The 13,389-nt window shown below is 67.1% G+C and carries 15 protein-coding genes and 1 pseudogene; 8 read left to right on the top strand and 8 right to left on the bottom strand.

Annotation, left to right across the window (positions count from 1 at the left end; genetic code table 11):
- Window positions 1–25: 25 nt before the first annotated feature.
- The 3 genes from A6A05_RS19440 to A6A05_RS19430 all read left to right on the top strand — a co-directional run bounded on the left by A6A05_RS19440 (window position 26) and on the right by A6A05_RS19430 (window position 3,220).
- On the top strand, window positions 26–1,156 hold the full coding sequence (locus A6A05_RS19440; RefSeq protein WP_068504912.1) for a tetratricopeptide repeat protein: 1,131 nt from the start codon (window positions 26–28) through the stop codon (window positions 1,154–1,156).
- Window positions 1,153–2,850 carry a hypothetical protein gene (locus A6A05_RS19435; RefSeq protein ID WP_068504788.1) on the top strand — a complete coding sequence of 566 codons (1,698 nt, stop codon included), beginning with the start codon at window positions 1,153–1,155 and terminating at the stop codon, window positions 2,848–2,850. Before A6A05_RS19440 ends, A6A05_RS19435 begins: the two co-directional genes overlap by 4 nt.
- Before the next feature lie 91 nt (window positions 2,851–2,941).
- Complete coding sequence (locus A6A05_RS19430) at window positions 2,942–3,220, top strand: HU family DNA-binding protein (protein ID WP_068504786.1); 279 nt, start codon at window positions 2,942–2,944, stop codon at window positions 3,218–3,220.
- 71 nt (window positions 3,221–3,291) lie between these two features.
- Here the strand turns inward: A6A05_RS19430 and A6A05_RS19425 are convergent, their stop codons facing one another.
- The 4 genes from A6A05_RS19425 to A6A05_RS19410 form a co-directional block, all read right to left on the bottom strand.
- Window positions 3,292–3,621: a hypothetical protein gene (locus A6A05_RS19425; protein ID WP_156521165.1), complete on the bottom strand. Its 330-nt coding sequence runs from the start codon at window positions 3,619–3,621 to the stop codon at window positions 3,292–3,294.
- A 78-nt stretch (window positions 3,622–3,699) separates the two neighbouring features.
- Entirely contained in the window at window positions 3,700–4,194 is a 495-nt protein-coding gene (locus A6A05_RS19420; protein ID WP_068504782.1) for a tetratricopeptide repeat protein, read from the bottom strand.
- A 2-nt stretch (window positions 4,195–4,196) separates the two neighbouring features.
- Window positions 4,197–4,538, bottom strand: a complete 342-nt coding sequence (gene arsC, locus A6A05_RS19415) for an arsenate reductase (glutaredoxin) (RefSeq protein ID WP_068504780.1) — start codon at window positions 4,536–4,538, stop codon at window positions 4,197–4,199.
- A complete protein-coding gene (locus tag A6A05_RS19410) occupies window positions 4,535–5,086 on the bottom strand; it encodes a regulatory protein RecX (RefSeq protein ID WP_068504778.1) in 552 nt (183 codons plus the stop codon). Before A6A05_RS19410 ends, arsC begins: the two co-directional genes overlap by 4 nt.
- A gap of 35 nt (window positions 5,087–5,121) precedes the next feature.
- Here A6A05_RS19410 and A6A05_RS19405 point away from each other — a divergent pair, with 35 nt between their 5' ends.
- A complete protein-coding gene (locus tag A6A05_RS19405; protein ID WP_068504775.1) occupies window positions 5,122–5,934 on the top strand; it encodes an ABC transporter permease in 813 nt (270 codons plus the stop codon).
- Between the two features lie 5 nt (window positions 5,935–5,939).
- On the opposite strand, the gene metW is transcribed toward A6A05_RS19405, so the two are convergent.
- A complete protein-coding gene (metW, locus tag A6A05_RS19400; RefSeq protein WP_068504774.1) occupies window positions 5,940–6,563 on the bottom strand; it encodes a methionine biosynthesis protein MetW in 624 nt (207 codons plus the stop codon).
- A complete protein-coding gene (metX, locus tag A6A05_RS19395; protein WP_068504910.1) occupies window positions 6,560–7,744 on the bottom strand; it encodes a homoserine O-acetyltransferase MetX in 1,185 nt (394 codons plus the stop codon). Before metX ends, metW begins: the two co-directional genes overlap by 4 nt.
- 140 nt (window positions 7,745–7,884) lie before the next feature.
- Here metX and pheA point away from each other — a divergent pair, with 140 nt between their 5' ends.
- From pheA to A6A05_RS19380, 3 genes are read left to right on the top strand one after another with little or no spacing between them, the layout of a single operon-like run.
- Window positions 7,885–8,742: a chorismate mutase gene (gene pheA / locus A6A05_RS19390; protein ID WP_068504772.1), complete on the top strand. Its 858-nt coding sequence runs from the start codon at window positions 7,885–7,887 to the stop codon at window positions 8,740–8,742.
- Window positions 8,743–8,788: 46 nt separating this feature from the next.
- On the top strand, window positions 8,789–9,886 hold the full coding sequence (hisC, locus tag A6A05_RS19385) for a histidinol-phosphate transaminase (RefSeq protein ID WP_068504770.1): 1,098 nt from the start codon (window positions 8,789–8,791) through the stop codon (window positions 9,884–9,886).
- A gap of 1 nt (window position 9,887) precedes the next feature.
- Window positions 9,888–10,772, top strand: a complete 885-nt coding sequence (locus A6A05_RS19380; protein WP_068504768.1) for a prephenate/arogenate dehydrogenase family protein — start codon at window positions 9,888–9,890, stop codon at window positions 10,770–10,772.
- A 120-nt stretch (window positions 10,773–10,892) separates the two neighbouring features.
- Here A6A05_RS19380 and A6A05_RS19375 read toward each other — a convergent pair whose 3' ends face one another.
- Complete coding sequence (locus A6A05_RS19375) at window positions 10,893–11,366, bottom strand: hypothetical protein (RefSeq protein ID WP_068504766.1); 474 nt, start codon at window positions 11,364–11,366, stop codon at window positions 10,893–10,895.
- A gap of 144 nt (window positions 11,367–11,510) precedes the next feature.
- Here A6A05_RS19375 and guaA point away from each other — a divergent pair, with 144 nt between their 5' ends.
- Window positions 11,511–13,064: a glutamine-hydrolyzing GMP synthase gene (guaA, locus tag A6A05_RS19370; RefSeq protein WP_068504765.1), complete on the top strand. Its 1,554-nt coding sequence runs from the start codon at window positions 11,511–11,513 to the stop codon at window positions 13,062–13,064.
- Window positions 13,065–13,278: 214 nt separating this feature from the next.
- Here the strand turns inward: guaA and A6A05_RS21130 are convergent.
- A pseudogene (locus tag A6A05_RS21130) lies at window positions 13,279–13,389 on the bottom strand (IS5/IS1182 family transposase); the annotation flags it as partial.

Raw genomic sequence — 13,389 nt, 5'->3', positions numbered from 1 at the left:
CAACGACCGATTCCGGGGGGCGGACATGGCCAGGGAACCCGATCATATCGCCGCCCTTCGCCGGGCCGCCCAGGAAGGCGATGGTGCCGCCGCCTTCCAATTGGGCGAAGCCTTCCGCCTGGGTCTGAAGGTCCCCCGCGACCCGCGCGAGGCGGCCGGCTGGCTGAACGCCGCCGCCGATGGCGGCCATGCCGGCGCCCGCCATTCCTTGGCGCTTATGGCCCAGGACGGGGCCGACATCACCATCCGCCTGCCCGAGGCCGCAGCCCCGGTGCGGCGCGCAGCCCCCAGCCTCGAGGAATTGCTGGACGGATTGAAACCGGCCGGCACCAATGACGGCGGCTTCGACGCCCCGGTCCGGCTGCCCGACCCCGACCCCGATCCGCTGGACCTGGAAGCGGTCGGCGACCTTGACGCGGTGCGGGCGGCGGCGACTGCCGGCAATGCGGCTGCGCAGGTGCTGCTGGGCAATGTCTATCGCCAGGGACTGGGGATCGAGGCCGACGAGGTGGAAGCGGTGGCCTGGTACACCAAGGCGGCCAACCAGGGCGACGTGCGCGGCGCCTTTTCGTTGGCGGTGATGTATGACCTGGGGCTGGGCACCCGCAAGAACGACAAGGAAGCGCTGCGCTGGTATCTGGCCGCCGCCCACAAGGGCGACGGTCCGGCCGAGTTCAACCTGGGCAACATGATCCGCACGGGACGCGGCTGCCCGGCCGACGCGGCGGTGGCGGCGCAATGGTACGCCAAGGCCGCCGCCCATGGTGAGGTGGCGGCCCTGTTCGCCCTGGGCACCCTGTACGAGGCCGGCCAGGGCGTCGGGGCCGATCCGGCCAAGGCCATGGCCTATTACCGCCAGGGCGCCGAATTGGGCGATTCCGATTGCGCCTTCAACCTGTCCAACATGCTGCGCCAAGGCGTGGGCGGCCAGCCTGACCCCGAGCAGGCGGCCGAATGGTGCCGCCAGGCCGCCGAGCAGGGACTGGCGGCGGCCCAGTTGAATTACGGCCTGATGCTGCTGGCCGGCTTCGGCCAACCGGTGGACCCGACCTCGGCGGCCTATTGGCTGAACCGGGCCGCCGGTTCCGACGACCAGGCGGTGGTGGCCAAGGCCCGTGCCCTGGCCCAGCGCCTAGCCACGGGGGGCGGCCGATGAGCAACCCCCGCGTCTCGTTCGAAGTCCAGGTCCTGGAGGACAAGAATTGGGTGGTCACCCAGTTCATGGCCGACGAGGGCCAGGCCAAGGCCTTCGCCGAAAGCCTGCTGCAAAAGGGCAACCATGCGGCGGTCCGCGTGGTCAAGGACTGGCAGCGCCTGGACGGCAGCCATTCCGAGACCGTGGTCCTGGAAAAGACCGGCGAGGTCAAGAACCAGGGGCCGGACCTGGCGTTAGGGGCCATTTCCGACGCGCCGATCTGCCGCGAGCTGGGCGACTTCTACCTGCCCGAGGCGCGCCAGACCATCGGCCGGCTGGTGCGCAAATATCTGGACGAGCTGCAGGTGACGCCGTCCGAACTGTTGCATTCCGGGGCCGAGCTGAAGCGGTTCGGCGACAAGGGCAATCTGCTGTTTTCCGCCATCGACCGCGTCGCCACCTTGCAGGCGGCGGCCGCCGGCGAGGAATCCAAGGCCCGGCGCGACTTTTTGTCCAAGGCGTGGGACGACATCCTGGCCAGGGCGCGGGCCTTCGCCGCCAAGAAGCCGCCGCTGTGCAAGACTTTCGCCGAGATCATGGCCGAGGTGGCCAAGGGCGGCGAGCATGCCGGCTATGCCACCCAAAGCCTGATGGCGGTCCGCCTGCTGGACGTGCGCTCGTACCAGGCCAAGATCGACATCCTGCTGGCCTGGGCCGCCGAGCCCCAGGCGGCGACGGCGCTGGAATTCATCGACCTGTTCATCGCCGACACCTTGCTGTCGGCCCAGTTGATCCAGGACCTGCTGGGCTATCAGGCCAATCTGGGCGCCGCCCTGACCCAATTGTGCGACCTGGCCGAGGGCAAGGCCAGCCCGGCCAAATTCGCCCCCGAGGCGACATTTTCCGCCCTGAACGCGCTGTTCGCCAAGGGCAGCCTGCCCCAGTCCAAGGCGGTGCTGCTGGCCCGGGTCATGCGCGAGCTGGGCGGGGCCAACCCGCTGTCGCGCAACGAACCCAAGCAGGAAACCGAAGTGTTCACCCGCCTGGCCCATCGGCTGGTCGGCCACCGTTGCGTGCTGGCGCAAGGTGCGGCCGCCGAGGCGCTGCTGCACCGGGTGACCCGCATCCACGCCCATCTGGGCACCGTCACCGCCAGCCAGGCCATCGACCTGATGCTGCGATTGCTGTCCGACAAGGTCCTGAAGGTCCAGTACCTGCTGGCCCTGGCCCAGTCGAACCTGGCGCAAGGCATGGCCGACGCCCTGGCCGAGTTGATCATCGCCCGCGTCAGCGAGACCGAGCATATCGACAAGTGGGTGCCGTTGCGCCTGCCGCCGCCGGAACGGATGGCCGCCCTGGCCGGCCTGAACGCCGCCCTGGTCGTCTGTCAGATCCTGGCGCCAGAAACCCGCGCCGAGCTGGGCAGCAAGGTCGATGACGTGCTGGCGACCTATCTGCTGGCGGAAGAAGTCATCGAGAAGATCGACAAGCCCGACGACCCGTTGGCGATGCGGGCGATCCGTTTGATCAAGTTCTGCGGCTCGGGCGTGCTGATCGAGGGGCGCTCGTTGAACCTGGCCCGCGCCCGGGTGATCGAGCATCTGAAGCAGCCGCAATTTGAAGAAAAATTTCTTGCAAGTGTGCCGGAACCCGGGAAGGCCGAGGCCCATCTGCGGGAATTTCACCGTTTGCTGGTGCAAACCGGCTTTCGGTGACGATTCTCGTCATTTCCGCATTGACGCGGAGCGGGGGCTCTGGCATTGGGGAAGTTACGGATTTCAATCACCAGCAGGGGAATCACTGTCCATGAACAAGGCTGACCTGGTTTCGCGCGTCGCCGAACTCTCTGGCCTGACCAAGGCCGACTCGGAAAAGGCCGTCGACGGCGTGTTTGCCGCCATCACCACCGCCCTGAAGGGCGGCGACGAAGTGCGCCTGGTGGGCTTCGGCAGCTTCTCGGTCGCGACCCGCGCGGCCTCTGAAGGCCGCAATCCCCGCACCGGCGAGAAGATCAAGATCCCGGCCTCGAAGCAGCCGAAGTTCTCGGCCGGCAAGGGCCTCAAGGACGCCGTCAACGGCAAGTAATCGTCGTCACCGACGATCGGCAAAAACCCGCAAGGCCTGGCCTTGCGGGTTTTTTCGTGCGCCATCTTGCGTCAGAAGGTTTCCGAGTTGGTGACCTCGACGGCGGCCCATACCCCCGACAGAACATCGTCGATCTGTTCCTGGGTGGCGTCGGCCGGCAGGTTGGGCAGCGGCATCTCGATGCCTTCGGCTTCCAGCAGCGCGCGCGCCCGGGCGAAATAGAAATCGCGATATTCCAGCGTAGTGCGAAACCGGGTGTTCAAGGCGTCGTCGATCCGGCCGCGCAAGGCGGACAATTCCTCGGCCTCGTCCGCCGTCAGGTCCTTGCGACCGCCCAAGACACGATAGCGCATCGCCAGATCGTTGACCTTGTCGCGCCAGTCCGGGTCGTAACCCGGCATCAACCGTAGATTCGCCACCATGGCCGCACCGCCCACTTTGCCTTCCCGCCGCCAATCATAGCCAAGCCGGCGGCCGGCTCAATCCCCGTCTTCATCGGGATCGACACCACCGCGTGCAATGACGTCCGACAGCCGCCGGGCGCCGAAGCGGTCGGCCGGGTCCAGTTGGGCCACCTTGGCCAGGCTTTCCTGCCCGTCTTCCACCTGCCCCAGGCGGGCCTGGCAATAGCCGATGGCGATGACGATCTGCAGCCACAGGCGCGGCATCGGGTCCAGGCCGGTGAAGTCGGCGTGGCGGGGCTGAACCTCGCGCCAGTCGCGCGGCATCTGCAGCCGTTCGGCCACCCAGTCCAGGCAGGACCAGGCATGAACCAGCGCCTCGGCCAGGCGGTGGCGGTAGAAATAGAACTTATAGGCGCCGACCCGCGCGGCCAGGGTGTCGGGGGCCAGTTCCAGCGCTTGCAGGACCAGGCGCTCGGCCGCCGCCTCGTCGCCCCAGCAGGCGCCGACCTGTTTCAGGGCCGCCTCGGCGGCGGGCGGCAGAAAGCTTGGTCCGTCGTCCAGCTCGATCATGGTTAAAGAATTTCCAGCACCGCCTCGGGCGGGCGCCCCAGGGCGGCCTTGGTGGCGGTGATGACGATCGGGCGTTCGATCGCCGCCGGATGGGCGCACAAGGCGGCGATCAGGGCGTCGTCGGCAAGCCCGGCGACATCGATGCCGGCCTCGGCCGCTTCCTTCTTGCGGACGATGTCGCGCGGCCCCTTGCCCAACAGGCCCAACACCCGCTTCAACTCGGCCGGGCTGGGCGGAGTCTTCAGATATTCGACGATGACCGGAGCGATGCCCTTGCCCTCGACCAGGGCCAGGGTCTCGCGGCTTTTGCTGCAGCGGGGATTGTGCCAGATGGTGGTGCTCATTGATCCTCCTCGGTCAGGGTTTCGGGGCTGGCGGCGTCGATGATGGCCCGCGCGGTCTCGAAATCGAAGCCGTTGCGGCCCATCACCGCCAGATCGCGGGCACGGTTCTCGGCCCGGCCGCTGACCCGGAACGGCCCCAGCCGGCGGCGCCTGGCCAGGGTGATGGCGGCGGCACGGTCGGGCTGGGCTTGGTCCTCGGCCAGGGCGGCCAGGGCCTGGTCGGCATCGGCGGCGCCCACCCCCTTGGCGGCCAGGCTGGCGCGGATAGCGCGCGTGCCCTTGCCGCGCCGGTGCAGCGCCCCGGTCTTTTGCTCGGCATAGGCGGAATCGTTCAGATAGCCCAACTGGGTCAGCTTGGCGATCACCGTCTCGATGTGGGCCAGGGCCTGGTCGGCATCGTCGCCCCAATGGGCCACCGAGCGCACCACCTTGCGCTTCAACACCCGGCGCAACGAAGCGGTGGACGCCGAGAAGCGTTCCAGGTAATGCAACGCGGCATTTTCCAGGTAGGATGGGGTGATGCGCGGGGGCACGCTTGTCTTCGCCATGCTTTCAAGCCTAACCGAAGCTTCGCCAGGACACCATGACCGAGAACGCCATCCCCCGCCCGCCCGTCCCCCGGTCCTACGGCGCCGTCAACTGGCTGGGCTTTCGCACCCTGCTGGGCAAGGAAGTCCGCCGCTTCCTGAAGGTGCATTTCCAGACCATCACCGCCCCGGTGGTGACGACGCTTTTGTTCCTGGCGGTGTTCTCGCTGGCCCTGGGACGGGTCGCGGCCGACGTCCACGGCGTCGCCTTCTCGGAATTCCTGGCCCCGGGCCTGATCATGATGGCGATGGTGCAGAACGCCTTCGCCAACACCTCGTCGTCGCTGATCATCGCCAAGGTCCAGGGCAACATCGTCGATATGCTGATGCCGCCCTTGTCTCCCATCGAGCAGACGGTGGCGGTGGCCCTGGGCGGCGTCGCGCGCGGCCTGCTGGTCGGCCTGGTGGTCACCGCGGCGATGTCGCTGTTCGTGCGCATCCACATCAGCTCGCTGGGTCTGATTGCCTTCCACGCGGTGATGGGATCGCTGATGCTGTCGCTGCTGGGCATGATCGGCGGCATCTGGGCCGACAAGTTCGACCACATGGCGGCGGTGACCAATTTCATCGTCACGCCGTTATCGTTCCTGTCGGGCACCTTCTATTCCATCGACCGCCTGCCCGAGACCTTCCAACTGCTGGCCAAGCTGAACCCGTTCTTCTACATGATCGACGGCTTCCGGGCCGGCTTCATCGGCCAGGCCGACGGCTCGGTCGCGCTGGGGATCGTCATGGTCACCCTGGTCGATGCCGGGCTGATGCTGCTGACCTGGCGGATGCTGGCGACCGGCTACAAGCTGAAAGCTTGATTGGATTACGAACGGCTAAGGACGAACAAGCCCTGGTCGGCCAGCAGGTTGGCCAGCACGCCTTGGCCGTCGAACGGCAGCACGCGGCCCTCGCGGTCAAGGGCGATGCCCTTCTCGACGGTGATCCCCAGGTCGCGGCACAGCACCAGGAAGTCGCGGATGGTGCAGAAATGGATATTGGGGGTGTCGTACCATTCATAGGCCAAGGTGTCGGTCACCGGCATGCGCCCACCCAGCGCCAGACCGACGCGCACCCGCCAATGGCCGAAATTGGGAAAGGACACGATGGCGCGCCGCCCGATCCGCAGCATGTTGGCCAACACGTCGCGCGGCGCATAGGTCGCCTGCAGGGTCTGGCTGAGGATCACCGTGTCGAAGGCGCCGGTGGGATAATCCTTGAGATCGGTATCGGCGTCGCCCTGGATCACCGACAGACCCTGCGACACCGCCGCCGACACTCCGCTCATCGACAATTCGATACCGCGGCCGTCGACATTCTTGTGCCGGCCCAGCCACGACAGCAGCGAGCCGTCGGAACAGCCGACATCCAGCACCCGCGAGCCGGGCTCGACCATGTCGGCGATCAGCTTCAGATCGACGCGCAGATTGCCGTTGGCGATCACCATCATGGCTGGCTGTTCCCCTTGCGCCGCAGGCCCCGATGCTCGGCCGCGCCTTCCAGGAAGCCGGTCAGGGTGGCGTGGAACTCGGGCTCGTCCAGCAAGAAGGCGTCGTGGCCCTTGTCGGACTGGACCTCGACGAAGCTGACATTGGCCGCCACCGCGTTCAGGGCGTGGACGACGGCGCGGCTTTCCGGGGTCGGGAACAGCCAGTCCGACGAGAACGACACCACGCAAAAGCGGGTGCGCGTGCCCTTGAAGGCGTTGGCCAGCACGCCATCGCGCTCGGCCGCCAGGTCGAAATAATCCATCGCCCGGGTGATATACAGGTACGAATTGGCGTCGAAGCGATCGACGAAGGTCGAGCCCTGGTGGCGCAGGTAACTTTCCACCTGGAAATCGGCGCCGAAGCCATAGGACACCTGATCGCGGTCTTGCAGGTTGCGGCCGAACTTCCGGTGCAGCGCGGTTTCCGACAGATAGGTGATGTGCGCCGCCATGCGCGCCACCGCCAGGCCGCGATGGGGCCTAAGGCCGGCTTCCTGGTAATTGCCGCCCATCCAGTCCGGATCGGCGATGATCGCCTGGCGCCCGACCTCGTGGAAGGCGATGTTCTGGGCCGAATGGCGCGCCGCCGTGGCGATGGGAATGGCCGAGAACACCTTGTCCGGATAACTGGCCGCCCATTCCAGCACCTGCATGCCGCCCATCGAGCCGCCGATGACGCAAAACAGGTCGTCGATGCCCAGATATTCGACCAGCCGGGCCTGGACCCGGACCATGTCGCCGATGGTGATGACCGGGAAGGTCTGGCCCCACGGCTTGCCCGTCGCGGGATTGATGTCCCGGGGGCCGGTGGTGCCCATGCAGCCGCCCAAAACGTTCGAGCAGATCAGGAAATAGCGGTCGGTGTCGAACACCTTGCCCGGCCCGACCAGATCGATCCACCAGCCCGGCTTGCCGGTGATCGGGTGGGGGTCGGCGACGTAATGGTCGCCGGTCAAGGCGTGGCACAGCAAGATGGCGTTGGTCTTGTCGGCGTTCAGCCGGCCATAGGTCTGATAGGCCACCGTCACCGGCGCCATCTCGATGCCGCAATCCAGCCGGATCGGCCGGTCGCGCCCCAGCTCGACGGTATGGCCGAGCGGGTTGTGCGGCGGGCAGGTTCCCAGGGGTTCGACGGCACTCATGGACGCGGGGCAAACCAGGATCAGACGAAAGAACACGTCTAGCTATGGACGCAGGGACTGACTGTCAATGTTTTCTTTGATTTCGTGGGGGGGACGCACTAAACCTATCCGGCTTCGCCTTCCCTTTTTCAGCATCAGCCATGGCCGACGATTCCGCTTCCCTCGATTCCTTGCGCCAACAGATCGACGCCATCGACGACCGTCTGCACGACCTCGTCATGGAGCGCGCGGCGCTGGTCGGACGCATCGCCGCGGCCAAGGCCGGCACCCCGGGTGCCGCGTTGCGCCCCGGCCGCGAGGCGCAAATCATCCGCCGCCTGGTCGGGCGCCATTCCGGCACCTTCCCGCGCCCGGCCCTGGTCCGCATCTGGCGCGAGATCATGGGCGCGCTGGTCGGGCTGCAGCGGCCGTTCTCGGTGGCCGTCGCCCAGCCCAAGCGCGGCGCCGGCTATATCGACCTGGCCCGTGACCATTTCGGCGTGGTGTGGCCGCTCAACGTCCTACCCGGGTCCAGCCACGTGGTGCGCGAGGTGGCCAACGCCCGGGCCTCGGTTGGCGTGGTTGCCGCCCCCGAAGCCGCCGGCGGCGAGAATTGGTGGCTGGCGCTGGTGTCCGAGATGACCAACACGCCGCGCGTCATCGGCCGCCTGCCGATGCTGATGCCCGAGATCCCGCCCGACCATCCCGAGCCCCTGCACGCCTTCGTGCTGGCCACCAGCGAGCCCGAGGAAACCGGCAACGACCGCACCCTTCTGGTGGTCGAGACCGTGCCCGACGTCAGCCGCGACCGGCTGCGCACGCTGCAGACCGGTGTCGGGCTGGAATGCGTGTCGATGCTGGCCAGCCACCGCGACGACGATCGCTGGCTGCATCTTGCCGAGGTCACCGGCTTCGTCGCCCAGAACGATGCCCGCCTGATCGCCCTGGTGCTGGCCAATACCGGCACCATCCGCTCGACCCGCGTCATCGGCGGCTATCCCGTGCCCCTGTCCGCCTGATCCGCCGCCTGACCCGCCACCTTATCCGCCCAAGGAGTTTCCCGTCATGACCGCTCCCACTCCCCGCCCCGGTATCATGGACATCCGCCCCTATGTCGGCGGCGAATCGGCGATCGAGGGGGTCTCGCGGATCATGAAGCTGTCGTCCAACGAAGGCGCGCTGGGGCCAAGCCCCAAGGCGGTCGCCGCGTTGAAGGCGATGGCCGGTGAAATCCACCGCTATCCCGACGGCGGTGCCACCGCCCTTCGCAAGGCCTTGGCCGCCCGCTGGGGCATCGATGCCGAGCGCATCGTCTGCGGCGCCGGCTCGGACGAGTTGCTGGGCATCCTGTGCCGCGCCTATGCCGGCCCGGGCGACGAGGTGCTGTATTCGGCGCACGGCTTCCTGATGTACGCCATCGCCGCTAAGGCCTGCGGCGCCACCCCGGTCACCGCGCCGGAAACCGACCTGCATGCCGATGTCGACAATCTGCTGAAGGCGGTCACGCCGAAGACCCGGATCGTCTTCCTGGCCAATCCCAACAACCCGACCGGCACCTACCTGCCGGCCGAGGAGGTCAAGCGCCTGCGCAAGGGCCTGCGCGACGACATCTTGCTGGTGATCGACGCCGCCTATGCCGAGTTCGTGTCCAAGAACGACTATTCCGCCGGGGTTGAACTGGTCGAGGCCGGCAACAACACCGTGATGTGCCGCACCTTCTCGAAGATCTACGCCCTGGGCGGCCTGCGCCTGGGCTGGGCCTATTGCCCGGCCGACATCGCCGGCGTGCTGAACCGGGTGCGCAACCCCTTCAATGTCGGCTCGGCGGCTCTGGAAGCCGGCCTGGCGGCGCTGGAAGACGGCCCCTACATGGAGCTGTGCCGCAGCCATAACGATTACTGGCTGCCGTGGATGCTGTCCGAGATCAAGGGCCTGGGCCTGCCGGTGACGCCGTCGGTGTGCAATTTCGTGCTGATCCAGTTCCCGCTGACCGAGGGCAGAAACGCCCAGGCCGCCGATGCCTTCCTGCGCGCCAAGGGCATCATCACCCGCGCCATGGGCGGCTATGGCCTGCCCGACTGGCTGCGCATCACCATCGGTTCCGGCGAGGAAAATCAGGCGGTGATCCAGGCCCTGGCCGAGTTCACCGCCCGGTGGAAATGACATGAGCCAGCCTCTGTTCAACACCATCTGTCTGGTCGGCATCGGCCTGATCAATTCCTCGATCGCCCGGGCGGTGCGCAAGCACGGCCTGGCGGCGCGCATCGTCACCCTGGACAGCTCGGACCAGGCCTGCCAGACCGCGCTTGAGCTGGGCATCGTCGATGCCGCCTCGACCGACCCAGCCCAGATGATCCCGGGCGCCGATCTGGTGATGATCGGCACGCCGGTCGGCGCGGTCGAGAAAGTGGCCCAGGCCATCGGCCCGCACCTCGCCGCCGGCACCATCGTCAGCGATGTCGGCTCGGTCAAGATCGCGGTGATCCGCGACCTGACCCCCAGCCTGCCGGAAGGCGTTCATTTCGTCCCCGGCCATCCCATCGCCGGCACCGAACATTCCGGCCCCGCCGCCGGCTTCGCCGAATTGTTCGAGGGACGCTGGTGCATCCTGACGCCGCTGCCCGGCACCGACGACAAGGCGATCGCCAAGGTTTCGGATTTGTGGTCGGCCATGGGCTCGATGATCGAGACCATGGACCCCAGCCACCACGATCAGGTGCTGGCCGTCACCTCGCACCTGCCCCACCTGATCGCCTATACCATCGTCGGCACCGCCAACGATCTGGAAGGCCATCTGCAGCAGGAAGTGATCAAGTTTTCGGCCTCGGGCTTTCGCGATTTCACCCGCATCGCCGCCTCGGATCCGATCATGTGGCGCGACATCTTCCTGTCCAACAAGGAAGCGGTGCTGGAAATGATCCAGCGCTTCACCGAGGACCTGACCGCCCTGCAGCGCGCCATCCGCTGGGGCGAGGGCGAGGTGCTGGAAAAGCGCTTCACCGAGACCCGCGCCATCCGCCGCGCCATCGTCGACGCCAAGCAGGCTTAGGCGCGAGATTTAGGCGCGAGGCGCAGCCCGTGCCGGGCCGGCTCAAGCGCCGCCGGGCTTTGTATTGTGCCAGACCTTGGCGCTCGGCCAAAAACGACTGAGCCGCCCGGGATCGGGCTACTAATCCCCCACCCGCGTCAACCGGCCGGCCTCGGCCAGGTCGGGTCGGGCGGCCATGGCGGCCAGGGTGGCGGCCACCGCGCGGGGCTCGCCGTTCAGCAGCTTGATCGGGCCGGCCTTGATGGCGGCGCCATGACCGGCGGCCACGCCCTTTTCCACCGCTTCCGGCGGCAACAGGAACACCAGTTCGCGCGCATTGGCCCGCAGCAGCAGCACGATGCGGCGCTCCGCCTGATAATCGGCCACATACAGCCCGTTGGCGGCCGGCGCCAGCCGGACCATGCCACCGGCGCCGACACGGTAGGCCCCTGCCGCCTCGTCCCAGGCCAGCGTGACATCGGTGCCGTCGGTGCGCCGCCAGGTGCCGTCGGCGATGCCCGCCGCCCGGACGCCCTTGTCCACCACCGGGCCTTGCACCTCGTAGCAGGCCGCCAGCGTCGCCGCCGCCAGTACGGCCACCACCCATCCGCGCATGACATCCGTCCTTGTTGCCCTGATCGACCGGCGCAACATTAGGGAATGCTGGAGGCCTCCTCCTTGACCTCCGGCAAGTGCTTGCCCCGCCCCCGCCGCATCGCTAAAGTCCGCCCATTCCCAATCCTTCGCCCAAGGCGCGCCATGTCCGACCGCATCCTGATCCTCGATTTCGGCTCCCAGGTTACCCAGCTGATCGCCCGGCGGGTGCGCGAAAGCGGCGTCTATTGCGAAATCCATCCGTTCAACAAGGTCACCGCCGACAGCCTGGCGGCGTTCGGCGCCAAGGGCATCATCCTGTCGGGCGGTCCGTCCTCGGTGACGGAAGACGGCAGCCCGCGCGCACCTCAGGCGGTGTTCGACACCAAGCTGCCGGTGCTGGGCATCTGCTACGGCCAGCAGACCCTGTGCGAGCAGCTGGGCGGCAAGGTCGAGCCGGGCGACCACCGCGAGTTCGGCCGCGCCTATGTCGATATCGTCGCCGATTGCGCCTTGTTCACCGGGGTCTGGGCCAAGGGCGGCCGCGAGCAGGTGTGGATGAGCCACGGCGACCGCGTCACCCGCCTGCCCGAGGGGTTCCGGGTGGTCGGCACCTCGGACGGCGCGCCCTATGCCGCCATCGCCAATGACGAGCGTCATATCTATGCCGTGCAGTTCCACCCCGAGGTGGTGCACACCCCGCACGGCGCCCAATTGCTGAAGAACTTCACCCACGGCGTCTGCGGCTGCTTGGGCGATTGGACCATGGCCGCCTTCAAGGCCCAGGCCATCGCGCGGATCCGCGATCAGGTGGGCAAGGGCCGGGTGATCTGCGGCCTGTCGGGCGGCGTCGATTCCTCGGTGGTGGCGGCGCTGCTGCACGAAGCCATCGGCGACCAGCTGACCTGCGTCTATGTCGATCACGGCCTGATGCGGCTGGGCGAGTCGGAACAGGTGGTCAGCGTCTTCCGCGACCGCTTCAACATCAACCTGGTCCATTGCGACGCGTCCGAGCTGTTCCTGGGCCGGCTGGCCGGCATGACCGACCCCGAGGCCAAGCGCAAGACCATCGGCGCCCTGTTCATCGACGTGTTCGAGGCCGAGGCCAAGAAGGTCGGCGGCGCCGACTTCCTGGCCCAGGGCACGCTGTACCCCGACGTCATCGAATCGGTCAGCGTGATCGGCGGCCCCAGCGTCACCATCAAGAGCCACCACAATGTCGGCGGCCTGCCCGAGCGCATGAACATGAAGCTGGTCGAGCCGTTGCGCGAATTGTTCAAGGACGAGGTGCGGGCCTTGGGCCGCGAACTGGGCCTGCCCGACGACATGGTCGGCCGCCACCCCTTCCCCGGCCCGGGCCTGGCCATCCGCATCCCGGGTCAAGAGATCACCCGCGAGAAGCTGGAGATCCTGAAGAAGGCCGACGCGATCTATCTGGAAGAGATCCGCGCCGCCGGTCTGTACGATGCCATCTGGCAGGCCTTCACCGTTCTGCTGCCGGTGCGCACGGTCGGCGTGATGGGGGATTCGCGGTCATACGACTATGCCTGCGCCATCCGCGCGGTGACCTCGACCGACGGCATGACGGCGGATTTCTACCCCTTCGACATGGCCTTCATCGGCCGCGTCGCCAACCGCATCATCAACGAGGTCAAGGGCATCAACCGGGTGACGTATGACGTGACGTCCAAGCCGCCGGGGACGATTGAGTGGGAGTGAGGTTTCAATAGGTTAATTGGTTTCGGAAGGCCCCTGCGGGGGCCTTCTTGCTGTGGGAAATCTGTGTGGGCTAAGGTGGCTGCGGGGAGTTTTGTGGGGACTTCCCGGCATCCAAGGGGGTAGCTCTCATCACGGTCTATAAGCGGGAAGGCTCCCCGCACTGGCAGATTGAGTTCTAGACCAGGATCTTAGAGTCCGTCCGCGAAGTTCCCTATTATTTCCTGTGCCTTGCGATTCTGCGCAGCATGAGGCGGATCATGGCCAGGCGCAGGAACGCCAGCGCCATTCTGGCGAGGTTCTCGAAGTCCTTGGCGAGGCGTCGGCA

The organism is Magnetospirillum moscoviense (genome assembly GCF_001650635.1).
GTDB classification, from domain to species: Bacteria; Pseudomonadota; Alphaproteobacteria; order Rhodospirillales; family Magnetospirillaceae; genus Magnetospirillum; species Magnetospirillum moscoviense.
Note: the sequence above shows the minus strand (reverse complement) of the source record. Positions and strands in the feature narration are given on the sequence as shown.

Excerpts from the sequence above, each read along its gene's own strand:
- A6A05_RS19440 (WP_068504912.1), top strand. The coding sequence starts at position 26 with ATGGCCAGGGAACCCGATCATATCGCCGCCCTTCGCCGGGCCGCCCAG.
- A6A05_RS19435 (WP_068504788.1), top strand. The coding sequence starts at position 1,153 with ATGAGCAACCCCCGCGTCTCGTTCGAAGTCCAGGTCCTGGAGGACAAG.
- A6A05_RS19430 (WP_068504786.1), top strand. The coding sequence starts at position 2,942 with ATGAACAAGGCTGACCTGGTTTCGCGCGTCGCCGAACTCTCTGGCCTG.
- A6A05_RS19425 (WP_156521165.1), bottom strand. The coding sequence starts at position 3,621 with ATGCCGGGTTACGACCCGGACTGGCGCGACAAGGTCAACGATCTGGCG.
- A6A05_RS19420 (WP_068504782.1), bottom strand. The coding sequence starts at position 4,194 with ATGATCGAGCTGGACGACGGACCAAGCTTTCTGCCGCCCGCCGCCGAG.
- arsC (WP_068504780.1), bottom strand. The coding sequence starts at position 4,538 with ATGAGCACCACCATCTGGCACAATCCCCGCTGCAGCAAAAGCCGCGAG.
- A6A05_RS19410 (WP_068504778.1), bottom strand. The coding sequence starts at position 5,086 with ATGGCGAAGACAAGCGTGCCCCCGCGCATCACCCCATCCTACCTGGAA.
- A6A05_RS19405 (WP_068504775.1), top strand. The coding sequence starts at position 5,122 with ATGACCGAGAACGCCATCCCCCGCCCGCCCGTCCCCCGGTCCTACGGC.
- metW (WP_068504774.1), bottom strand. The coding sequence starts at position 6,563 with ATGATGGTGATCGCCAACGGCAATCTGCGCGTCGATCTGAAGCTGATC.
- metX (WP_068504910.1), bottom strand. The coding sequence starts at position 7,744 with ATGAGTGCCGTCGAACCCCTGGGAACCTGCCCGCCGCACAACCCGCTC.
- pheA (WP_068504772.1), top strand. The coding sequence starts at position 7,885 with ATGGCCGACGATTCCGCTTCCCTCGATTCCTTGCGCCAACAGATCGAC.
- hisC (WP_068504770.1), top strand. The coding sequence starts at position 8,789 with ATGACCGCTCCCACTCCCCGCCCCGGTATCATGGACATCCGCCCCTAT.
- A6A05_RS19380 (WP_068504768.1), top strand. The coding sequence starts at position 9,888 with ATGAGCCAGCCTCTGTTCAACACCATCTGTCTGGTCGGCATCGGCCTG.
- A6A05_RS19375 (WP_068504766.1), bottom strand. The coding sequence starts at position 11,366 with ATGCGCGGATGGGTGGTGGCCGTACTGGCGGCGGCGACGCTGGCGGCC.
- guaA (WP_068504765.1), top strand. The coding sequence starts at position 11,511 with ATGTCCGACCGCATCCTGATCCTCGATTTCGGCTCCCAGGTTACCCAG.